Source organism: Enterobacter cloacae complex sp. EB5, from assembly GCF_031432835.1.
GTDB classification, from domain to species: domain Bacteria; phylum Pseudomonadota; class Gammaproteobacteria; order Enterobacterales; family Enterobacteriaceae; genus Enterobacter; species Enterobacter hormaechei_C.
In genome coordinates this window covers 3249145-3271288 of sequence record NZ_CP133860.1, presented here as the reverse complement: position 1 = coordinate 3271288, position 22144 = coordinate 3249145, and the positions used below count along the sequence as shown (strand labels likewise).

The following is a 22144-nucleotide window of genomic DNA, read 5'->3' as shown; positions in this document are numbered from 1 at the left end:
GGACATTCCCGGCTTTTTTATTCCACCCCCGAAGCTGAAACCTTACAGGCTTTCAGTAAAGGTACGCGCGATAACATCGCGCTGCTGTTCCGGGGTCAGAGAGTTGAAACGCACCGCATAGCCAGACACACGGATGGTCAGCTGCGGGTATTTTTCCGGGTGCTCAACGGCATCCATCAGCGTTTCGCGACGCAGGACGTTAACGTTCAGGTGCTGACCACCTTCCACGCGAACTTCTGGCTGCACTTGCATTGGGATTTCACGGTATTCAATTTCGCCCAGTTTGCTCACCGGAACGATTTCGTCTTCCGCAAAACCTGCTTTCGCTACTACACAGCGCGCTTCGTTTTTCTCGCTGTCCAGCAGCCAGAAAGAGTTCAGCAGATCGTCATTTGCAGCTTTAGTAATCTGGATACCTGTAATCATGTGTTGCCTCCCTTAGGCTACATTAACTGATGCTGGCCTTTTGCGGCCAATTGGTAAAACCATTGTTTGTTGTGTGTATATATAACATTCAGACCCGGGTGATTTATTGATTTAAATCAACAAAACCACCAACCACACAAAGAGTGTGGTCTGTATTTTTTGTCTTAGATCAATTTTAAAGGTTTACCAATTCAACTTATCCTGCCTGGTTTTCAACATAAATTGAGTCACTTAGCCTGGTTTTCCGCGGGTAATTTTGCTCATTGGTGTTTAACAGGTAAGCTAGACACAGAATGAGATTCGCAGGAGAGCGAGATGACAACACCTTTAACCTGGCATGACGTGCTGGCAGAAGAGAAGCAGCAGCCCTATTTTATTAACACCCTCAGTACCGTTGCGGCTGAACGGCAGGCCGGCCAGACAATTTATCCGCCGCAGAAAGATGTGTTTAACGCCTTCCGCTACACCGAACTGAGCGATGTAAAGGTGGTTATCCTGGGGCAGGATCCATACCACGGTCCCGGGCAGGCTCACGGACTGGCATTTTCCGTACGTCCGGGCGTGGCCATCCCCCCTTCTCTGCTGAATATGTATAAAGAGCTGGAAGGAACGATTCCGGGTTTTACCCGCCCTAATCACGGTTATCTGGAAAGCTGGGCGCGCCAGGGCGTGCTGTTGCTGAATACCGTATTAACCGTCCGGGCGGGTCAGGCACACTCCCACGCCAGTCTGGGATGGGAAACCTTTACCGATAAGGTTATCAGCCTGATCAATGAGCATCGTGAAGGCGTCGTGTTTTTACTCTGGGGATCGCACGCACAAAAGAAAGGGGCGATTATCGATCGTCAGCGTCATCACGTGCTGAAGGCACCGCACCCGTCGCCGCTGTCTGCGCATCGCGGTTTCTTTGGCAGTAATCATTTTGTTCTGACGAATGAGTGGCTGGAAAAGCGCGGCGAAAAGCCGATTGACTGGATGCCTGTGTTACCGGCAGAGAGTGAGTAGGGTTTGAATGTGCCGGGTCAGGCCCGGCACATAAAAGGCTTATGCCTTGTTCTGACGCCACCATTCCGCCAGCAGCACGCCGGTCGCAACGGATACGTTCAGGCTTTCAACGTTGCCAGTGCCGTCGATAGAGACGCTCAGGTCAGCGCTGGAGAGTGCCGCATCAGACAGACCGTCACGCTCCTGACCTAACACCAGCACCATTTTGCGCGGCAGCGTCGCTTTAAACAGCGGCGTAGCGGCACGGCTTGAGGTGGTGACAATGGTGTAGCCCGCTTTACGGAATTGCTCCAGGGCTTCCAGCACGCTGTCGCCGGTGATCGGCTGAACGTGCTCTGCGCCGCCTTCCGCGGTACGAATCGCCGCACCGGATTCCAGCAGCGCGGCATCCTGCAACAGAACGCCTTTCACGCCAAAGTGCGCGCAGCTACGCATCATAGCGCCCAGGTTATGCGGGTTACCCACATCTTCCAGCGCCAGCACGCAGTCATCGGCATCCGCCTGGCTAACCCACTGCTGCACGGTAGTGCCGTTACGTTTTTTGATCAGGAAGCAGACGCCGCCGTGGTGTTCTGTACCAGACGCTTTTGTCAGCTCGGCATCGTCAACAACGTGGTAGGCTTTGCGGTTCGCCGCCATCCAGCGCAGCGCTTCTTTAAAGCGCGGGGTCACGCTCTGGATAAACCATGCACGAACGATACACTCCGGGCGGCTCTGGAACAGGGCCTGACAGGCGTTCTCACCGTAAACACGGGTCTCTTCCGCACGCTGACGACGCAGCACTTCCGGATCGATAAAGCTTTTTCCGCTGATACCGCCGTGATCGGCCTTTTCAGTTACCTCTTCACCCGGCGCGCGAGAAACGGTACGCCATGGCGATCCACCGTCGCGGACAACATCATCGCGTTTGCGATCGTCACGCTTACGGTCATCACGTTTGCGGTCATCGCCGCGGTTATTTCTGTCATCGCGGGCGGGGCGACGGCCACCGTCTGCACGAGAAGACGCCGGACGCCCGCCACCTTTTCCGGTACGCGGATTTTGGGTGCGTTTATCAGAGTCATCATCACTGCGGACATACATCACTTTGACCTTGCCGCTTTTGTTTTTCATTTCGTCGTTCATGCTTTTCTCCACCAGCGCTGCGCGAAGCGCGCAGATTACCCGATGTGCAAGCTCATAGCCATAATTTCGTACAAAAGCCTGTGACTATTGTTCCCATTGAATAAAACGCGTTGTCGTTTCATACAGGCTCACTGATAATATGTAACATATCAGAAACATTATCGGCGTTCTGCCGTTGTTCCACGGCTCTATCAGAGGTTAGTTATGAATACCGTATGTGCCAACTGTCAGGCTTTAAACCGCATTCCGGACGATCGGATGGATGACGGTGCGAAATGCGGGCGTTGTGGCCACGAATTATTTGATGGCGATGTCATTAACGCGACGGGTGCTACGCTGGACAAACTCCTCAAGGACGATCTGCCTGTTGTGGTCGATTTCTGGGCGCCGTGGTGCGGCCCCTGCCGTAACTTTGCGCCCATCTTCGAAGACGTGGCTGAAGAGCGCAGCGGGAAAATGCGTTTTGTCAAAGTGAATACCGAAGCGGAACGTGAACTCAGCGCCCGTTTTCGCATTCGCAGCATTCCAACCATTATGATTTTCAAAAATGGTGAAGTGATCGACATGCTCAATGGCGCAGTACCGAAAGCGCCTTTCGACAGCTGGTTAAACGAATCCCTGTAACATTCGCGGGGCATATCTTGTGCCCCGTTCTCTCCTCTGCGAAAATGGGGTTTTTCCTGCCTTTTCGCCCATGACTGATAACGCTGTACTCCAATTACGCGCCGAGCGCCTTGCGCGTGCCACCCGCCCTTTTCTGGCCCGAGGAAATCGTATTCGCCGCTGCCAGCGCTGCCTTTTACCGCTGAAAGTATGTCTGTGCGAAACGCTTGCACCGAGCGAGGCGAAAAGCCGCTTTTGTCTGGTCATGTTCGATACCGAACCGATGAAGCCCAGCAACACGGGGCGTTTGATCGCCGATATTCTGCCCAACACCGCAGCGTTTCAGTGGTCGCGCACTGAGCCACCTCAGGCTCTGCTCGACCTGGTGGCAAGCCCGGACTATCAGCCTATGGTCGTTTTCCCGGCATCATATGCAGGCGAACAACGTCAGGTGCTTACGACGCCACCATCCGGTAAGCCGCCACTGTTTATTATGCTCGACGGCACCTGGACCGAAGCGAGAAAGATGTTTCGCAAAAGCCCTTATCTTGATGCGTTGCCGGTGATTTCCGTCGATCTGTCGCGCGTTTCGGCCTATCGCTTACGTGAAGCGCATGCCGACGGGCAATATTGCACCGCTGAAGTCGCCATTGCGCTACTGGATCTGGCGGGCGATACCCAGGCGGCCGGCGCGCTGGGCTCCCACTTCTCCTGCTTCCGCGAACGTTATCTTGCGGGAAAAACCGTTCATAAGGGGAGTGTCACAGCAACTGAGGCAGAAAGCGTTTAAAATCATCAGGTCGCTTGCATTCACAGGAGGCCTGCATGAGCCAGAGAGGGTTAGAAGCGCTACTCCGTCCGAAATCCATTGCCGTTATTGGCGCCTCGATGAAACCGGACCGCGCAGGATATCTGATGATGCGTAACCTGCTGGCTGGCGGGTTTAACGGCCCGGTCATGCCCGTTACGCCCGCTTATAAGGCGGTACAGGGGGTGCTGGCGTGGCCGGATGTGCAGAGCCTGCCTTTCGTTCCCGACCTCGCCGTGCTCTGTACGCATGCGAAACGAAACCTCGAACTGCTTGAGTCGCTCGGTCAGAAAGGCTGTAAAACCTGCATTATTCTTTCCTCGCCTCCTGAACAGCAGCCCGAACTGCTGGCCTGCGCCAGCCGCTACCAGATGCGCATTCTTGGTCCAAACAGCCTCGGTCTGCTTGCGCCCTGGCAAGGGCTGAATGCCAGTTTTTCCCCGGTTCCGATCCGTAAAGGCAAACTGGCCTTTATTTCGCAGTCGGCTGCGGTATCCAATACCATCCTCGACTGGGCGCAGCAGCGTGAGATGGGTTTTTCCTACTTCATCGCTTTGGGCGACAGCCTGGACATTGACGTCGATGAGCTGCTGGATTTCCTGGCGCGTGACAGCAAAACCAGCGCTATCCTGCTCTACCTTGAACACCTGAGTGACGCCCGTCGTTTTGTGTCGGCGTCGCGTAGCGCATCGCGAAATAAACCGATACTGGTCATCAAAAGCGGGCGCAGCCCTGCGGCTCAGCGCCTGCTACATTCCCGTTCCGGGATGGATCCCGCATGGGATGCAGCGATCCAGCGCGCCGGTTTACTGCGGGTACAGGATACGCACGAGCTTTTTTCCGCCGTCGAAACGTTAAGCCACATGCGCCCCCTGCGCGGTGAAAAACTGATGATTGTCAGCAACGGTGCCGCTCCCGCCGCCCTGGCGCTGGACGAGCTCTGGCTACGCAACGGCAAGCTGGCTACGCTGGGTGAAGAGACGCTCCAGCGCCTGCGGGACGCGTTACCGGGAAGCGTTGTTCCCGATAATCCCCTCGATTTGCGCGATGATGCCAGCAGCGATCGTTACATTAAGGCGATCACGATTTTGCTGGATAGCCAGGACTTTGATGCGCTGATGATTATCCATTCGCCCAGCGCGGTTGCGCCAGGCAGCGAAAGTGCGCGAGCGCTGATTGAGGCAGTCCGAAACCATCCCCGCGGCAAATACGTTACCCTGCTGACCAACTGGTGCGGCGAGTTCTCCTCCCAGGAGGCACGGCGTCTGTTTAGTGAAGCCGGGTTGCCAACCTACCGTACCCCGGAGGGCACCATTACCGCGTTTATGCATATGGTTGAATACCGCCGCAACCAGAAGCAGCTGCGTGAAACGCCTGCCCTGCCGGGCAATCTCACCGCAAATTCGGTGGATGTACACAGGCTTTTGCAGCAGGCCATCGAAGAGGGCGCCACTTCCCTTGACACACATGAGGTGCAACCCATTCTTGGCAGCTATGGGATGCAAACCCTGCCCACCTGGATTGCCGGCGACAGCGCTGAGGCGGTACATATCGCTGAGCAGATTGGTTATCCGGTCGCGCTGAAGCTGCGCTCTCCCGATATTCCGCACAAATCGGATGTACAGGGCGTCATGCTGTATCTGCGCACCGCGACAGAAGTGCAACAGGCCGCGGATGCCATTATCGATCGCGTAAAAATGACGTGGCCACAGGCCAGGATCCACGGCCTGCTGGTGCAGAGCATGGCCAACCGTGCGGGTGCGCAGGAGCTGCGCGTGGTTGTCGAACACGATCCGGTTTTTGGTCCGCTCATTATGCTGGGTGAAGGCGGCGTTGAGTGGCGGCCAGAAGAGCAGGCGGTTGTCGCGCTTCCTCCTCTAAACATGAACCTGGCGCGTTATTTAATTATTCAGGCCATCAAAAGCAAAAAAATCCGCGGGAGAAGCGCTCTGCGGCCGCTTGATATCGCCGGATTAAGCCAGTTTCTGGTGAAGGTCTCCAACCTCATTGTTGACTGTGCGGAGATCCAGCGCCTGGATATCCACCCCCTTCTTGCCTCCGGAAATGAATTTACCGCGCTGGACGTGACGCTGGATATTGCGCCCTATATCGGTGACCCGGAAAGCCGTCTCGCCATTCGTCCTTATCCTCTTCATCTGGAAGAGTGGGTGGAGATGAAAAATGGGGAACGGGCGCTGTTTCGCCCTATCCTTCCGGAAGACGAGCCGCTGCTGCGGGCGTTCATCTCGCAGGTGACGAAGGAAGATTTGTACTATCGCTATTTCAGCGAAATCAATGAATTTACCCACGACGATTTAGCCAATATGACCCAGATCGACTACGATCGAGAAATGGCGATTGTGGCGGTCCGCCGTTCCGGAGCGGAAGAGGAGATCCTCGGCGTGACGCGTGCCATTTCCGACCCGGATAACGTGGATGCGGAGTTTGCCGTACTGGTGCGTTCCGATCTTAAGGGTTTAGGGTTGGGCAGACGGCTGCTCGAAAAACTCATTGGTTATACGCGCGATCACGGATTGTCACGCCTGAATGGCATTACTATGCCAAACAATCGGGGTATGGTGACCCTGGCGCGGAAGCTCGGTTTTGACGTTGATATCCAGCTGGATGAAGGCATTGTCTCTCTGTCCCTCAGCCTGATTTCGACGGATAAACAAGAGTAAGCTGCTGGAAATGTTACCCACTTTTACCGGCACTGGGGTATCATTGTCCGCTTATGTTGTTTGCCTGGTACAGACAACCCTTCAATGAACAGAGAAGAAACGCACTGTGATGTTGTCAAAATTTAAGCGTAATAAACATCAACAACACCTTGCTCAACTACCGAAGATTTCTCAGTCAGTTGATGATGTAGAGTTCTTTTATGCTCCCGCTCATTTCCGGGAGACGCTTCTTGAAAAGATTGCCAGCGCTACGCGACGTATTTGTATTGTGGCGCTCTATCTTGAACAAGATGAAGGTGGGCGTGCGATCCTTAACGCGCTCTATGAAGCGAAACGTCAGCGTCCGGAACTGGATGTTCGCGTGCTGGTTGACTGGCACCGTGCTCAGCGCGGCCGTATTGGAGCGGCTGCCTCGAATACCAATGCTGACTGGTATTGCCGCACGGCCCAGGAAAATCCGGGTATTGATATCCCTGTGTATGGCGTACCGGTGAATACCCGTGAAGCGCTTGGCGTTCTTCATTTTAAAGGATTTATCATTGATGACAGCGTCCTTTATAGCGGTGCCAGCCTGAATGATGTGTATCTCCATCAGCTCGATAAATACCGCTACGATCGCTACCATCTGATCCGCAATCCGCAGATGGCCGACATCATGTTCAACTGGGTTGATAAAAACCTGGTTCATGGCCGGGGTGTGCACCGTCTTGACGATCCTCATCGTCCGAAAAGCCCGGAAATCAAAAACGACGTTCGCTCCTTCCGCCAGGAACTGCGCGATGCGGTTTATCGTTTTCAGGGGGATGCCAGTAATGAAGAACTGTCCGTTACGCCTCTGGTAGGCCTGGGAAAATCCAGCCTGCTGAACAAGACCATCTTCCATTTGATGCCGTGCGCGGAGCATAAGCTCACCATCTGTACCCCGTACTTCAACCTTCCCGCCGTTCTGGTGCGTAATATCATTCAGCTGCTGCGTGATGGTAAAAAGGTGGAAATTATTGTCGGGGATAAAACGGCAAATGACTTTTTCATTCCGGAAGATCAACCTTTCAAGATCATCGGCGCACTGCCTTATCTCTATGAGATTAACCTGCGCCGCTTCCTGAGCCGTTTACAGTACTATGTGAACACGGACCAGCTGGTTGTGCGTCTCTGGAAAGATGAAGACAACAGCTATCACCTCAAAGGGATGTGGGTGGATGATGAGTGGATGCTGCTGACCGGTAATAACCTGAACCCACGCGCCTGGCGTCTGGATCTGGAAAACGCCATCCTTATTCATGATCCTCAGCATGCGTTAGCCGCGAAACGCGATCGTGAGCTGGAGCTTATACGCACGCATACCACAGTGGTTCGTCATTATCGCGATCTGCAAAGCATCGCTGATTATCCGGTGAAAGTTCGCAAGCTGATTCGCCGTCTACGTCGGATCCGTATCGACCGCCTCATCAGCCGCATTCTGTAATACACGGGCCCTGTCATCGACGGGGCTTTTTTTATGGAGTCTGTTAATGCGTACGCCTTTCCTGATAATCCCGCTTTTCCTGACCGGTTGCAGCCATATGGCTAATGATAACTGGTCGGGTCAGGATAAAGCTCAACACTTTCTGGCGTCTGCAATGTTGTCCGCTGCGGGTAATGAGTATGCGCTGCACCAGGGGTATAGCCGGGATCGAAGTGCCACAATGGGGCTGATGTTCTCCATTAGCCTGGGGGCATCAAAAGAACTTTGGGATAGCCGCCCCTCGGGAAGCGGCTGGAGCTGGAAAGATTTTGCCTGGGACGTAGCCGGGGCAACAACCGGCTACGCCGTCTGGCAGATGGCGCACTATTAAAGGCGGATACCTTTTCCTTTACGATGCAGCATCAGGGAGACAATAAACGCCAGCGCCCCCATGATGGTGACATACCAGAAGAAGGTCGTTTCACTGCCCCATGACTTTAGGGATAGCGCGACATATTCTGCTGATCCGCCAAACAGGGCGTTAGCGACCGCATAAGAGAGGCCTACGCCCAGCGCCCTCACCTGTGCGGGAAACATTTCCGCTTTCAAAATGCCACTGATTGCCGTGTAAAAACTAATAATAATAAGTGCCACCATAATCAAAGCGAAAGCGGCATACGGAGAGGTTGTATGCTGTAGCGCCGTCAAAAGCGGAACAGTCCCCAGGGTGAGCATGCCACCAAAGATCAGCATGGAGGTGCGGCGACCTATTTTGTCCGACAGCGCGCCAACAATCGGCTGTATGAGCATAAAGACCAGTAACGCCACCGTCATGACGACGCTCGCAACGTTAGCATGCATGCCCGTGGTGTTGACCAGATATTTTTGCATATAGGTGGTGAAGGTATAGAAGCTTAGCGAGCCTGCGGCGGTAAAGCCTAATACCATCAAAAATGCTTTGCGGTTACGCCACAGCCCTTTCATCGAACCGGCTTCTTTCAGCGCCCTGACCTCCTGCTGGGAGGTTTCATCAAGCTGACGGCGTAACCACAGCGCCACAACCGCCAGGGCGGCCCCCAGGGCAAACGGGATGCGCCAGCCCCAGGCGCGTAAATCTTCATCGCTAAGGATTTGTTGAAGGATCACCACAACCAGTAATGCCAGCAGCTGACCGCCAATGAGGGTTACATACTGGAATGATGCATAGAAACCTTTGCGCCCTTCAACAGCCACTTCGCTCATGTATGTCGCGCTGGTGCCGTATTCGCCACCCACTGACAGCCCCTGGAACAGACGTGCCAGCAGCAGCAACGCCGGTGCCCATGTTCCGATTGTGTCATATCCGGGCAGGCAGGCAATCACCAGCGAGCCGACGCACATCATGCATACGGAGATGAGCATGGATGTCTTGCGCCCTTTCCTGTCCGCGATCCTGCCGAACAGCCATCCGCCAATGGGACGCATCAGGAACCCGGCGGCAAAAACGCCTGCGGTTTGCAGAAGCTGCGTTGTGGTGTTCCCTGACGGGAAAAAGATATGCGCAAAGTAGAGTGAACAGAATGAATAGACGTAAAAATCAAACCACTCTACAAGGTTCCCCGATGAGGCTCCAACGATTGCCCAAACCCGACGGCGAGTATCCTTGCCTGCTAAACTTGTGTTATCTGTATCTGCACTGGCTACGGTTTCTGTCATTTTAAAATCCCCTGTCTCACATTGCGGGCCATTGCCCACAAACAGTAAAACCGGATTTAAAACGAATCGTTAGGTAAATAAAATGTTTCCAATATGTTTCATTGGATTTTGTGAACTCGATCAGGTATCGAATTATTAGCGGACGTAGTAATTATCCCCACGCTTGCTGGTGAGCCTTTTTTCGCTGCAAATAATCTTCATCGGCACGAATTTTATCCCACCACGTTTTGAATACCGCAGCGGCCTCTGCTTTTACGGGATCGAGATCGAGGGGTTTGACCTGGCGCTTCTCATCATACTTTTTTCCACCTTTATGATTGGCGTATCGTCGGGCACGGGTGTATCCCATCTGTATGAATTTACGCGCCATGTCCATACCTACAAAATCGTTATTCCTGCGGTACTCTTCAAAGAGGGCGTAGATCTCTTGTGCCGAACGCGCTGCGACTTCAGCATTTTTATAGCGCCAATGTGGAAGGATTTCGCTTTTATAAGGCTCGACTATCAATACGCCCTGCTCACCCCGGCCCACCTGATACCGTTCTGGATGTTCGCGAAAATTAATATTGGCAAAATCTTGTTGATAATCAAAGGGACGAGTCAAAGCGGCACCATTGTTAAAATTGTTTTAACAATTGTAGGCCGGATAAGGCGAAGCCGCCATCCGGCATGTTTTCCGCGCCCAAAGCAAAAAACCCCGCACCTTACGGTACGGGGTTCTTCTTGTTTGATGCCTGGCAGTTCCCTACTCTCACATGGGGAGACCCCACACTACCATCGGCGCTACGGTGTTTCACTTCTGAGTTCGGCATGGGGTCAGGTGGGACCACCGCGCTACAGCCGCCAGGCAAATTCTTGTGCTCTGTCCTGTGTCTTTCGCACTGATACTGCGTTGGCTGCTCTCGTAAAGTCAGTCACATACCTCAGTATGCTCCTTCCTTTCCTTCGTTTGCCGCCTTGTCTCAGCGCAAAATCCTTCGGACTCTGAATCTAAGCTGAAAATTTCGTCTCTTCGCCAAAACATCTTCGGCGTTGTAAGGTTAAGCCTCACGGTTCATTAGTATCGGTTAGCTCAACGCATCGCTGCGCTTACACACCCGACCTATCAACGTCGTCGTCTTCAACGTTCCTTCAGGAGACTTAAAGTCTCAGGGAGAACTCATCTCGGGGCAAGTTTCGTGCTTAGATGCTTTCAGCACTTATCTCTTCCGCATTTAGCTACCGGGCAGTGCCATTGGCATGACAACCCGAACACCAGTGATGCGTCCACTCCGGTCCTCTCGTACTAGGAGCAGCCCCCCTCAATTCTCCAGCGCCCACGGCAGATAGGGACCGAACTGTCTCACGACGTTCTAAACCCAGCTCGCGTACCACTTTAAATGGCGAACAGCCATACCCTTGGGACCTACTTCAGCCCCAGGATGTGATGAGCCGACATCGAGGTGCCAAACACCGCCGTCGATATGAACTCTTGGGCGGTATCAGCCTGTTATCCCCGGAGTACCTTTTATCCGTTGAGCGATGGCCCTTCCATTCAGAACCACCGGATCACTATGACCTGCTTTCGCACCTGCTCGCGCCGTCACGCTCGCAGTCAAGCTGGCTTATGCCATTGCACTAACCTCCTGATGTCCGACCAGGATTAGCCAACCTTCGTGCTCCTCCGTTACTCTTTGGGAGGAGACCGCCCCAGTCAAACTACCCACCAGACACTGTCCGCAACCCGGATTACGGGTCTACGTTAGAACACCAGCCATTAAAGGGTGGTATTTCAAGGGCGGCTCCACGCAGACTGGCGTCCACGCTTCAAAGCCTCCCACCTATCCTACACATCAAGGACCAGTGTTCAGTGTCAAGCTATAGTAAAGGTTCACGGGGTCTTTCCGTCTTGCCGCGGGTACACTGCATCTTCACAGCGAGTTCAATTTCACTGAGTCTCGGGTGGAGACAGCCTGGCCATCATTACGCCATTCGTGCAGGTCGGAACTTACCCGACAAGGAATTTCGCTACCTTAGGACCGTTATAGTTACGGCCGCCGTTTACCGGGGCTTCGATCAAGAGCTTCGCCTTACAGCTAACCCCATCAATTAACCTTCCGGCACCGGGCAGGCGTCACACCGTATACGTCCACTTTCGTGTTTGCACAGTGCTGTGTTTTTAATAAACAGTTGCAGCCAGCTGGTATCTTCGACTGATTTCAGCTCCGTCCGCAGGGACTTCACCTACACATCAGCGTGCCTTCTCCCGAAGTTACGGCACCATTTTGCCTAGTTCCTTCACCCGAGTTCTCTCAAGCGCCTTGGTATTCTCTACCTGACCACCTGTGTCGGTTTGGGGTACGATTTCGTGTTACCTGATGCTTAGAGGCTTTTCCTGGAAGCAGGGCATTTATCACTTCAGCACCGTAGTGCCTCGTCATCACACCTCAGCGTTAATAAGGTACCGGATTTACCTGGAACCTCCGCCTACATGCTTAAACCGGGACAACCGTCGCCCGGCTGACATAGCCTTCTCCGTCCCCCCTTCGCAGTAACACCAAGTACAGGAATATTAACCTGTTTCCCATCGACTACGCCTTTCGGCCTCGCCTTAGGGGTCGACTCACCCTGCCCCGATTAACGTTGGACAGGAACCCTTGGTCTTCCGGCGAGCGGGCTTTTCACCCGCTTTATCGTTACTTATGTCAGCATTCGCACTTCTGATACCTCCAGCATGCCTCACAGCACACCTTCAACGGCTTACAGAACGCTCCCCTACCCAACAACACATAGTGTCGCTGCCGCAGCTTCGGTGCATGGTTTAGCCCCGTTACATCTTCCGCGCAGGCCGACTCGACCAGTGAGCTATTACGCTTTCTTTAAATGATGGCTGCTTCTAAGCCAACATCCTGGCTGTCTGTGCCTTCCCACATCGTTTCCCACTTAACCATGACTTTGGGACCTTAGCTGGCGGTCTGGGTTGTTTCCCTCTTCACGACGGACGTTAGCACCCGCCGTGTGTCTCCCGTGATAACATTCTTCGGTATTCGTAGTTTGCATCGGGTTGGTAAGCCGGGATGGCCCCCTAGCCGAAACAGTGCTCTACCCCCGAAGATGAGTTCACGAGGCGCTACCTAAATAGCTTTCGGGGAGAACCAGCTATCTCCCGGTTTGATTGGCCTTTCACCCCCAGCCACAGGTCATCCGCTAATTTTTCAACATTAGTCGGTTCGGTCCTCCAGTTAGTGTTACCCAACCTTCAACCTGCCCATGGCTAGATCACCGGGTTTCGGGTCTATACCCTGCAACTTAACGCCCAGTTAAGACTCGGTTTCCCTTCGGCTCCCCTATACGGTTAACCTTGCTACAGAATATAAGTCGCTGACCCATTATACAAAAGGTACGCAGTCACACCACGAAGGTGCTCCCACTGCTTGTACGTACACGGTTTCAGGTTCTTTTTCACTCCCCTCGCCGGGGTTCTTTTCGCCTTTCCCTCACGGTACTGGTTCACTATCGGTCAGTCAGGAGTATTTAGCCTTGGAGGATGGTCCCCCCCATATTCAGACAGGATACCACGTGTCCCGCCCTACTCTTCGAGTTCACAGCAAGTGTGCTTTCGTGTACGGGACTATCACCCTGTACCGTCGGACTTTCCAGACCGTTCCACTAACACACAAGCTGATTCAGACTCCGGGCTGCTCCCCGTTCGCTCGCCGCTACTGGGGGAATCTCGGTTGATTTCTTTTCCTCGGGGTACTTAGATGTTTCAGTTCCCCCGGTTCGCCTCGTTAACCTATGTATTCAGTTAACGATAGTGTGACGAATCACACTGGGTTTCCCCATTCGGACATCGCCGGGTCAAGGGTTCATATCACCTCGCCGGCGCTTTTCGCAGATTAGCACGTCCTTCATCGCCTCTGACTGCCAGGGCATCCACCGTGTACGCTTAGTCGCTTAACCTCACAACCCGAAGATGTTTCACTTCTGGTTGCGAAAATTTGAGAGACTCGAACACACATGAGCTGTGTGTCGTTTCAATTTTCAGCTTGATCCAGATTTTTAAAGAGCAAATATCTCAAACATGACTCGCAAGTCAGTTTTGAGATATGACGGCAGGTGACTTTCACTCACGAACCAGCAAGTGGCGTCCCCTAGGGGATTCGAACCCCTGTTACCGCCGTGAAAGGGCGGTGTCCTGGGCCTCTAGACGAAGGGGACGTACAGTCTCAATCGCAAGACGCCTTGCTATTTACTTTTCATCAGACAATCTGTGTGGACACTACAAAGGCAGGTTCTTTAAGGTAAGGAGGTGATCCAACCGCAGGTTCCCCTACGGTTACCTTGTTACGACTTCACCCCAGTCATGAATCACAAAGTGGTAAGCGCCCTCCCGAAGGTTAAGCTACCTACTTCTTTTGCAACCCACTCCCATGGTGTGACGGGCGGTGTGTACAAGGCCCGGGAACGTATTCACCGTGGCATTCTGATCCACGATTACTAGCGATTCCGACTTCATGGAGTCGAGTTGCAGACTCCAATCCGGACTACGACGCACTTTATGAGGTCCGCTTGCTCTCGCGAGGTCGCTTCTCTTTGTATGCGCCATTGTAGCACGTGTGTAGCCCTACTCGTAAGGGCCATGATGACTTGACGTCATCCCCACCTTCCTCCAGTTTATCACTGGCAGTCTCCTTTGAGTTCCCGGCCGGACCGCTGGCAACAAAGGATAAGGGTTGCGCTCGTTGCGGGACTTAACCCAACATTTCACAACACGAGCTGACGACAGCCATGCAGCACCTGTCTCAGAGTTCCCGAAGGCACCAATCCATCTCTGGAAAGTTCTCTGGATGTCAAGAGTAGGTAAGGTTCTTCGCGTTGCATCGAATTAAACCACATGCTCCACCGCTTGTGCGGGCCCCCGTCAATTCATTTGAGTTTTAACCTTGCGGCCGTACTCCCCAGGCGGTCGACTTAACGCGTTAGCTCCGGAAGCCACGCCTCAAGGGCACAACCTCCAAGTCGACATCGTTTACGGCGTGGACTACCAGGGTATCTAATCCTGTTTGCTCCCCACGCTTTCGCACCTGAGCGTCAGTCTTTGTCCAGGGGGCCGCCTTCGCCACCGGTATTCCTCCAGATCTCTACGCATTTCACCGCTACACCTGGAATTCTACCCCCCTCTACAAGACTCTAGCCTGCCAGTTTCGAATGCAGTTCCCAGGTTGAGCCCGGGGATTTCACATCCGACTTGACAGACCGCCTGCGTGCGCTTTACGCCCAGTAATTCCGATTAACGCTTGCACCCTCCGTATTACCGCGGCTGCTGGCACGGAGTTAGCCGGTGCTTCTTCTGCGGGTAACGTCAATCGATGAGGTTATTAACCTCACCGCCTTCCTCCCCGCTGAAAGTACTTTACAACCCGAAGGCCTTCTTCATACACGCGGCATGGCTGCATCAGGCTTGCGCCCATTGTGCAATATTCCCCACTGCTGCCTCCCGTAGGAGTCTGGACCGTGTCTCAGTTCCAGTGTGGCTGGTCATCCTCTCAGACCAGCTAGGGATCGTCGCCTAGGTGAGCCGTTACCCCACCTACTAGCTAATCCCATCTGGGCACATCCGATGGCAAGAGGCCCGAAGGTCCCCCTCTTTGGTCTTGCGACATTATGCGGTATTAGCTACCGTTTCCAGTAGTTATCCCCCTCCATCAGGCAGTTTCCCAGACATTACTCACCCGTCCGCCACTCGTCAGCGAAGCAGCAAGCTGCTTCCTGTTACCGTTCGACTTGCATGTGTTAGGCCTGCCGCCAGCGTTCAATCTGAGCCATGATCAAACTCTTCAATTTAAAAGTTTGATGCTCAATGTTTCTTTATTTCTAAAGAAAAGAACTTCGTAATGAATTACGTGTTCACTCGTTGAGACTTGGTATTCATTTTTCGTCTTGCGACGTTAAGAATCCATGTCACTTTGAGTGCCCACACAGATTGTCTGATAAATTGTTAAAGAGCAGTGCCGCTTCGTTTTCGCTGCGGCGCGGGGTGTGCATATTACGCTTTCCCGCTTCAGAGTCAAGCGTTTATTTTGCTTTTCTCTGCTGACCCGGCGGCTTGCGTGCCGTTGTTCCGTGTCAGTGGAGGCGCATTATAGGGAGTAATTCCGAACCTGCAAGGATAAAGTGCAAATTATTCACCGACTGCTCACTTTCCAGGCAAATCACATCCCAGACCACAATTCTCGCCTGGTTTTTAAACAAAAACGAGCCGCAAGCGGCTCGTTTTTGCGTTTTGTGACTTACTGCACTGCCACAATGCGATCGTCGTTGGCTTCCAGACGGATAACTTTGCCCGGAACCAGCTCCCCAGAGAGGATTTGCTGTGCCAGCGGGTTTTCGATCTGCTGCTGGATAGCACGTTTTAACGGACGCGCACCATAAACAGGATCGTAACCATTCTCGCTCAGCAGTTTCAGCGCATCGTCGGAAATGTGGATTTCATACCCACGCTCTTCCAGACGTTTGTACAGACGCTGCAACTGGATCTGCGCAATCGACGCAATGTGTTTCTCACCCAGCGGATGGAACACGACCACTTCATCAATACGGTTGATGAACTCCGGACGGAAGTTTTGGCTGACCACACCCAGCACCAGATCTTTCATATGGCTGTAATCCAGCTCACCGAAGCGTTCCTGAATCAAATCGGAACCCAGGTTCGAGGTCATGATCACCACCGTGTTACGGAAGTCGACCGTTCTTCCCTGCCCGTCCGTCAGACGCCCATCATCCAGCACCTGCAACAGAATGTTAAACACGTCAGGATGAGCCTTTTCCACTTCATCCAGCAGGATGACGGAATAAGGACGACGACGAACCGCTTCCGTCAGGTAACCGCCCTCTTCATAACCGACATATCCCGGAGGCGCACCGACCAGACGCGAGACGGCGTGTTTCTCCATAAACTCGGACATATCGATACGCACCATCGCGTCATCGCTGTCGAACATAAAGTTAGCCAGCGCTTTACACAGCTCGGTTTTACCGACACCGGTTGGCCCCAGGAACAGGAACGAGCCGATTGGACGATTCGGATCGGACAGCCCCGCACGGCTACGACGAATGGCGTTAGATACCGCTTCGACCGCTTCGTTCTGTCCAATGACGCGCTGATGCAGATCCTGCTCCATACGCAGCAGTTTCTCGCGTTCGCTTTCCATCATGCGAGCCACAGGAATACCCGTCCAGCGCGCCAGCACTTCGGCAATCTCGGCATCCGTCACTTTATTACGCAACAGACGCATGGTTTTGCCTTCCGACTGCGTGGCGATCTCAAGCTGTTTTTCCAGCTCAGGGATCTTGCCGTACTGTAGCTCGGACATCCGTGCCAGATCCCCTACGCGACGCGCCTGCTCAATGGCAATTTTCGCCTGCTCCAGCTCCGCCTTGATTGTCTGGGTGCCAGAGAGAGAGGCTTTCTCAGCTTTCCACTCTTCTTCCAGCTCAGAATACTGACGCTCTTTCTCGTCCAGTTCTTCATTGAGCATATCGAGGCGTTTCTTACTCGCTTCATCAGACTCTTTGTTCAGCGCCTGCTGTTCCAGCTTGAGCTGGATAATGCGGCGATCGAGTCGGTCCAGCTCTTCCGGTTTCGAGTCAATCTGCATACGGATGCTGGACGCCGCTTCATCGATAAGGTCGATGGCTTTATCCGGCAACTGACGGTCGGCAATGTAACGATGCGAAAGCGTCGCCGCCGCAACGATGGCCGGGTCAGTGATCTGCACGTGATGGTGCAGCTCATAACGCTCTTTCAGACCACGCAAAATGGCGATGGTATCTTCAACGCTTGGTTCAGCGACAAACACCTTCTGGAAACGACGCTCCAGCGCGGCATCTTTTTCAATGTACTGACGATACTCGTCCAGCGTAGTGGCGCCGACGCAGTGAAGTTCACCACGCGCCAGCGCAGGTTTCAGCATGTTCCCGGCATCCATTGCGCCATCAGCTTTACCCGCCCCCACCATGGTGTGCAGTTCGTCGATAAACAGGATGACATTACCTTCCTGTTTCGCCAGATCGTTCAGCACGCCTTTCAGACGCTCTTCAAATTCACCGCGGTATTTCGCCCCAGCCACCAGCGCGCCCATATCAAGAGCCAGTACGCGACGGCCTTTCAGCCCTTCGGGCACTTCGCCATTAACGATACGCTGCGCCAGCCCTTCAACAATGGCGGTTTTACCGACGCCTGGCTCACCAATCAGCACCGGGTTGTTTTTAGTACGGCGTTGCAGTACCTGGATAGTCCGGCGAATTTCTTCGTCACGGCCGATCACCGGGTCAAGTTTGCCCTGCTCGGCACGTTCGGTCAGGTCGACCGTAAATTTCTTCAAAGCCTGACGTTGGTCTTCGGCTCCCTGGTCGTTCACGCTTTCACCTCCGCGCATTTTCTCAATCGCCTGGGTCACATTAGCGGTGGTTGCACCGGCGGATTTCAGCAGGTCGGTTAAGGTACCGCGTGATTCAAGCGCCGCCAGAACAAACAGCTCTGACGAAATAAAATTGTCCCCACGTTTTTGCGCCAGCTTGTCGCAAAGGTTCAGCACGCGCACCAGATCCTGCGACGGCTGCACGTCGCCCCCGGTACCTTCTACCTGCGGTAAACGGCTCAGCGCCTGATCGATGGCGGTGCGTAACTGGCCGGCATTAATGCCAGCGGACGTTAATAAAGGACGTACCGATCCCCCTTCCTGATTCAGCAAGGCGCTCATTAAATGAAGAGGTTCGATAAATTGGTTGTCGTGCCCCAGTGCGAGGGACTGGGCATCGGCGAGAGCAAGCTGGAATTTATTAGTAAGACGATCCAGACGCATAACTCCTCCCATAACAGGTCAAATTTGCTACTGGAGATTAAATGAGGTCATCCCTCAATTATTCAAGGTTAATAACCTGAATTATGTGAAAAGAAAACGGCGCGTACCGGATCGTCTTGATTCTTTAGGTTATATCAGCCAAATGAAACTTGCCATACGGCCTGTCGTCTTGTCGCGACGATAGGAGAAAAAATCACCCTTTTCGGTGAAAGTACAGCGTTCTCCGCCGAAGATTTGGGTCACGCCGACGTTATTCAGGCGCTGGCGGGCAAGCTGGTAAATATCGGCCAGATATTTATCTCCGGAAGCCACAAACGCTTCGACCGCTTGCGGATCTTTTTCCATAAAGGCATCGCGCACTTCGGGCCCGACCTCAAATGCCTGCGGACCAATCGCCGGGCCAAGCCAGGCAATGAGATTTGCAGAATCGTCCTGGAAGCAGGCAACGGTCTCTTCCAGCACGCCTTCGCACAGGCCTCGCCATCCGGCGTGGGCAGCAGCCACTTCAGTTCCTGCCTGATTGCAGAACAACACCGGCAGGCAATCAGCGGTCATCACCGCGCAAACCGTTCCCGGCGTATTGCTGTACGAAGCATCGGCGCGTTTAGACGCATAGGGCTCTCCCGTCAGCTTCAGCACCACTTTACCGTGCACCTGCTCAAGCCAGACCGGTTTTGAAGGAAGGTTTCCCGCAGCAAAGAGACGTTTACGGTTCTCTTCAACGTGCTCCAGGTTATCGCCACAATGCGCACCGAGGTTCAAAGACTCCCACGCGCCCTGGCTCACACCACCGATACGGGTCGAACTACAGGCAGCCACGCCTTCAGGCAGTGGCCATTCCGGGACAATCAGTTTGGTCATAACCAGTCTACGTGATCCTTATGTTCTTCGAAATCTGCGCGCATCGCGTCGATAAGTTCCACCATATCCTGTGGGATCGGTGCATGCCATTCCATCTGAATTCCGGTGATTGGGTGGTAAAGACGTAGCATCGTCGCATGCAGCGCCTGGCGATCGAATTTACGCAGCACGGAGATGAATTCATCCGATGCGCTCTTTGGTGGACGCGGACGACCGCCGTAAACAGGGTCCCCCACCAGCGGATGGGTAATATGCGCCATGTGCACGCGGATCTGGTGAGTACGCCCGGTTTCCAGACGCAGACGCAGGCGCGTATGAATACGGAAATGTTCCATGATGCGGTAGTGGGTTACCGCCGGTTTACCCATCGGGTGTACGGACATATGCGTACGCTTGGTTGGGTGACGGCTGATAGGCTCTTCCACCGTGCCGCCAGAGGTCATATGACCAATCGCCACCGCTTCATACTCACGGGTAATTTCGCGCAATTGCAAAGATTCCACCAGGCGAGTCTGAGCTGGAACCGTCTTCGCCACCACCATCAGACCCGTGGTGTCTTTATCCAGACGGTGAACGATACCAGCACGCGGTACGTCGGCAATCGGTGGATAATAATGAAGGAGAGCGTTAAGTACCGTACCGTCAGGATTGCCCGCGCCCGGATGAACAACAAAGTCGCGCGGCTTGTTGATGACCAGAATATCGTCATCTTCGTAGACGATATCCAGCGGGATATCCTGCGGCTCGAAGCGGACTTCCTCTTCGATTTCAGCATTGATGGCGACAGCTTCCCCACCAAACACTTTCTCTTTTGGTTTGTCCCAGATCTTGCCGTTTACCAGCACGCGCTGGTCAAGGATCCATTCTTTTATGCGTGAACGCGAATAATCAGGGAACAATTCGGCCAAAGCCTGATCTAAGCGTTGACCGAGCTGATTTTCGGAGACTGTTGCGGTGAGTTCTACTCGTTGTGCCATAAACTGCTTCTTCGTTTAACGTTGGGTTTTACGGCTTTGCCGTTTAATATAGTGTGCTATTGTAGCTGGTCTTAATCGGGAGCAGGAACTGAGTTTCTCCCGGACAAACATTTGAGGAAAGTCAAAACGTCATGACGCGCATGAAATATCTGGTGGCAGCGGCCACGTTGAGCCTGGCTTTGGTGGGCTGCTCCGGTTCGAATGAACAGGTCCCTGACAATCCGCCGAATGAAATCTATGCGACTGCACAACAAAAGTTGCAGGACGGTAACTGGAAACAGGCGATAACGCAACTGGAAGCGTTGGATAATCGCTATCCGTTTGGTCCGTATTCGCAGCAGGTACAGTTAGATCTCATCTATGCCTACTACAAAAATGCCGATCTGCCGCTGGCTCAGGCAACGATCGATCGTTTCATGCGTCTGAACCCTACCCATCCTAACATCGATTACGTGATGTACATGCGCGGCCTGACTAACATGGCGCTGGATGACAGTGCATTGCAGGGCTTCTTCGGGGTGGATCGTTCCGACCGTGACCCGCAACATGCGCGTGATGCTTTCAATGACTTCTCCAAACTGGTGCGTAGCTACCCGAACAGCCAGTACATTACCGATGCCACTAAGCGTCTGGTGTTCCTGAAAGATCGTCTGGCGAAATACGAGTACTCCGTTGCGGAATACTACACCCGCCGTGGCGCATGGGTTGCCGTGGTTAACCGTGTAGAAGGCATGTTGCGTGATTACCCGGATACCCAGGCTACGCGTGATGGCCTGAAGCTGATGGAAAATGCGTATCGCCAGATGCAGATGACGGCTCAGGCTGACAAAGTGGCGAAAATCATCGCCGCGAACAGCAGCAACACCTGATACCGCTACAACGCATAACGGCAGCCCGCGGGCTGCCGTTTTTTTATTCTTTCAGACTTACGCTGAAGCGGTTTAGCTTCAACACATCCATTCAACTATGACCGCAATTGTTGGCTTCGACAAGGTAAATCTCACCTCTTCCTGCCCTGCCTCACAAAAAAGATTCCCTGACAAAAACCGACAAAATAACGTGATCTAAATCACACATTTTGACATTAGGTCGGGTATGCTGGAATCACCAAGACGGAAAGACAAGAGGTAAAATTTATGACAATGAACATTACCAGTAAACAAATGGAAATTACTCCGGCAATCCGCCAGCACGTCGCAGACCGTCTCGCCAAACTGGATAAATGGCAAACACATTTGATTAATCCACATATCATCCTGTCCAAGGAGCCGCAGGGTTTCATCGCTGATGCAACTATCAATACTCCAAACGGCCATCTGGTCGCCAGCGCAAAACACGAGGATATGTACACCGCAATTAACGATTTGATCAACAAGCTGGAACGGCAGCTCAATAAAGTGCAACACAAAGGTGAAGCACGTCGCGCCGCAACCTCGGTGAAAGACGCCAGCTTCGCGGAAGAAGTTGAAGAAGAGTAATCCTCTAAAATTGAGTGTACCGACAACGCGCCTTCGGGCGCGTTTTTTATTGACAGGATCAAAACAGTACAGGTACTTTAACCCTATCAATTTCAGGATGACCTTATGAAACAGACGCCGTTTTTCTTCGCATTCTTTTTTACCTTCCCCTGACCGGGAGGCGTTTCGTCGTGTGATAAAGAATGCGAAGACGAA

16 protein-coding genes, 1 tRNA gene, 3 rRNA genes and 1 other annotated feature (1 of these 21 cut by a window edge) are annotated in these 22144 nt (G+C 53.3%); of the genes, 9 read left to right on the top strand and 11 right to left on the bottom strand.

Annotated elements, in window-relative coordinates:
• Positions 1-42: 42 nt before the first annotated feature.
• The gene (gene grcA, locus RHN82_RS15615; protein ID WP_003860727.1) at positions 43-426 is read right to left on the bottom strand and encodes an autonomous glycyl radical cofactor GrcA; all 384 of its coding nucleotides are present in this window, start codon (positions 424-426) and stop codon (positions 43-45) included.
• A gap of 315 nt (positions 427-741) precedes the next feature.
• On the opposite strand from grcA, the gene ung reads away from it, so the two are divergent.
• Positions 742-1431, top strand: a complete 690-nt coding sequence (gene ung / locus RHN82_RS15610) for a uracil-DNA glycosylase (protein ID WP_003860729.1) — start codon at positions 742-744, stop codon at positions 1429-1431.
• 39 nt (positions 1432-1470) lie between these two features.
• Here ung and RHN82_RS15605 read toward each other — a convergent pair whose 3' ends face one another.
• Complete coding sequence (locus RHN82_RS15605) at positions 1471-2556, bottom strand: tRNA/rRNA methyltransferase (RefSeq protein ID WP_045344820.1); 1086 nt, start codon at positions 2554-2556, stop codon at positions 1471-1473.
• A gap of 204 nt (positions 2557-2760) precedes the next feature.
• Here RHN82_RS15605 and trxC point away from each other — a divergent pair, with 204 nt between their 5' ends.
• The 5 genes from trxC (at position 2761) to RHN82_RS15575 (ending at position 8483) form a co-directional block, all read left to right on the top strand.
• A complete protein-coding gene (gene trxC, locus RHN82_RS15600; RefSeq protein WP_003860733.1) occupies positions 2761-3180 on the top strand; it encodes a thioredoxin TrxC in 420 nt (139 codons plus the stop codon).
• A 70-nt stretch (positions 3181-3250) separates the two neighbouring features.
• Positions 3251-3949 (top strand): tRNA-uridine aminocarboxypropyltransferase, encoded by a 699-nt coding sequence (tapT, locus tag RHN82_RS15595; protein ID WP_047052476.1) that lies wholly within the window; start codon positions 3251-3253, stop codon positions 3947-3949.
• A gap of 35 nt (positions 3950-3984) precedes the next feature.
• The gene (locus tag RHN82_RS15590; protein ID WP_047052477.1) at positions 3985-6648 is read left to right on the top strand and encodes a bifunctional acetate--CoA ligase family protein/GNAT family N-acetyltransferase; all 2664 of its coding nucleotides are present in this window, start codon (positions 3985-3987) and stop codon (positions 6646-6648) included.
• 109 nt (positions 6649-6757) lie between these two features.
• Positions 6758-8113 (top strand): CDP-diacylglycerol--serine O-phosphatidyltransferase, encoded by a 1356-nt coding sequence (gene pssA, locus RHN82_RS15580; RefSeq protein ID WP_026094276.1) that lies wholly within the window; start codon positions 6758-6760, stop codon positions 8111-8113.
• 46 nt (positions 8114-8159) lie between these two features.
• Entirely contained in the window at positions 8160-8483 is a 324-nt protein-coding gene (locus RHN82_RS15575; RefSeq protein ID WP_003860739.1) for a YfiM family lipoprotein, read from the top strand.
• Here RHN82_RS15575 and RHN82_RS15570 read toward each other — a convergent pair.
• The 9 genes from RHN82_RS15570 to rluD form a co-directional block, all read right to left on the bottom strand.
• Entirely contained in the window at positions 8480-9787 is a 1308-nt protein-coding gene (locus tag RHN82_RS15570; protein ID WP_003860741.1) for an MFS family transporter, read from the bottom strand. The genes RHN82_RS15575 and RHN82_RS15570 overlap by 4 nt on opposite strands.
• A 151-nt stretch (positions 9788-9938) precedes the next feature.
• Entirely contained in the window at positions 9939-10391 is a 453-nt protein-coding gene (locus tag RHN82_RS15565; protein WP_047052478.1) for a DUF4385 domain-containing protein, read from the bottom strand.
• A 128-nt stretch (positions 10392-10519) separates the two neighbouring features.
• Positions 10520-10635, bottom strand: a 5S ribosomal RNA gene (gene rrf, locus RHN82_RS15560).
• A gap of 188 nt (positions 10636-10823) precedes the next feature.
• A 23S ribosomal RNA gene (locus RHN82_RS15555) occupies positions 10824-13729 on the bottom strand.
• A gap of 182 nt (positions 13730-13911) precedes the next feature.
• Positions 13912-13987 (bottom strand) — tRNA-Glu (locus RHN82_RS15550).
• Positions 13988-14071: 84 nt separating this feature from the next.
• Positions 14072-15613: ribosomal RNA gene (locus RHN82_RS15545) — 16S ribosomal RNA — on the bottom strand.
• Together the 16S, 23S and 5S rRNA genes with 1 tRNA gene alongside form the textbook arrangement of a ribosomal RNA operon.
• 446 nt (positions 15614-16059) lie before the next feature.
• Positions 16060-18633 (bottom strand): ATP-dependent chaperone ClpB, encoded by a 2574-nt coding sequence (gene clpB / locus RHN82_RS15540; protein WP_045337481.1) that lies wholly within the window; start codon positions 18631-18633, stop codon positions 16060-16062.
• A 129-nt stretch (positions 18634-18762) separates the two neighbouring features.
• Positions 18763-19494 carry a purine nucleoside phosphorylase YfiH gene (gene yfiH / locus RHN82_RS15535; protein WP_047052196.1) on the bottom strand — a complete coding sequence of 244 codons (732 nt, stop codon included), beginning with the start codon at positions 19492-19494 and terminating at the stop codon, positions 18763-18765.
• On the bottom strand, positions 19491-20471 hold the full coding sequence (gene rluD / locus RHN82_RS15530; RefSeq protein ID WP_047052197.1) for a 23S rRNA pseudouridine(1911/1915/1917) synthase RluD: 981 nt from the start codon (positions 20469-20471) through the stop codon (positions 19491-19493). Before rluD ends, yfiH begins: the two co-directional genes overlap by 4 nt.
• 131 nt (positions 20472-20602) lie before the next feature.
• Here rluD and bamD point away from each other — a divergent pair, with 131 nt between their 5' ends.
• The 3 genes from bamD (at position 20603) to pheL (ending at position 22102) form a co-directional block, all read left to right on the top strand.
• The gene (bamD, locus tag RHN82_RS15525; protein WP_003863164.1) at positions 20603-21340 is read left to right on the top strand and encodes an outer membrane protein assembly factor BamD; all 738 of its coding nucleotides are present in this window, start codon (positions 20603-20605) and stop codon (positions 21338-21340) included.
• Between the two features lie 267 nt (positions 21341-21607).
• Positions 21608-21949, top strand: coding sequence for a ribosome-associated translation inhibitor RaiA (raiA, locus tag RHN82_RS15520; RefSeq protein ID WP_003863162.1), 342 nt, complete (start codon positions 21608-21610; stop codon positions 21947-21949).
• 104 nt (positions 21950-22053) lie between these two features.
• Positions 22054-22144: a sequence feature (Phe leader region), on the top strand; it runs 35 nt beyond the window's last position.
• On the top strand, positions 22055-22102 hold the full coding sequence (gene pheL / locus RHN82_RS15515) for a pheA operon leader peptide PheL (RefSeq protein ID WP_100229775.1): 48 nt from the start codon (positions 22055-22057) through the stop codon (positions 22100-22102). (Overlaps the previous feature by 48 nt.)

Coding starts and splice junctions, on each gene's coding strand:
- trxC (WP_003860733.1), top strand. CDS start 2,761: ATGAATACCGTATGTGCCAACTGTCAGGCTTTAAACCGCATTCCGGAC.
- yfiH (WP_047052196.1), bottom strand. CDS start 19,494: ATGACCAAACTGATTGTCCCGGAATGGCCACTGCCTGAAGGCGTGGCT.
- tapT (WP_047052476.1), top strand. CDS start 3,251: ATGACTGATAACGCTGTACTCCAATTACGCGCCGAGCGCCTTGCGCGT.
- RHN82_RS15570 (WP_003860741.1), bottom strand. CDS start 9,787: ATGACAGAAACCGTAGCCAGTGCAGATACAGATAACACAAGTTTAGCA.
- clpB (WP_045337481.1), bottom strand. CDS start 18,633: ATGCGTCTGGATCGTCTTACTAATAAATTCCAGCTTGCTCTCGCCGAT.
- RHN82_RS15605 (WP_045344820.1), bottom strand. CDS start 2,556: ATGAACGACGAAATGAAAAACAAAAGCGGCAAGGTCAAAGTGATGTAT.
- RHN82_RS15575 (WP_003860739.1), top strand. CDS start 8,160: ATGCGTACGCCTTTCCTGATAATCCCGCTTTTCCTGACCGGTTGCAGC.
- pssA (WP_026094276.1), top strand. CDS start 6,758: ATGTTGTCAAAATTTAAGCGTAATAAACATCAACAACACCTTGCTCAA.
- grcA (WP_003860727.1), bottom strand. CDS start 426: ATGATTACAGGTATCCAGATTACTAAAGCTGCAAATGACGATCTGCTG.
- RHN82_RS15590 (WP_047052477.1), top strand. CDS start 3,985: ATGAGCCAGAGAGGGTTAGAAGCGCTACTCCGTCCGAAATCCATTGCC.
- ung (WP_003860729.1), top strand. CDS start 742: ATGACAACACCTTTAACCTGGCATGACGTGCTGGCAGAAGAGAAGCAG.
- rluD (WP_047052197.1), bottom strand. CDS start 20,471: ATGGCACAACGAGTAGAACTCACCGCAACAGTCTCCGAAAATCAGCTC.
- bamD (WP_003863164.1), top strand. CDS start 20,603: ATGACGCGCATGAAATATCTGGTGGCAGCGGCCACGTTGAGCCTGGCT.
- raiA (WP_003863162.1), top strand. CDS start 21,608: ATGACAATGAACATTACCAGTAAACAAATGGAAATTACTCCGGCAATC.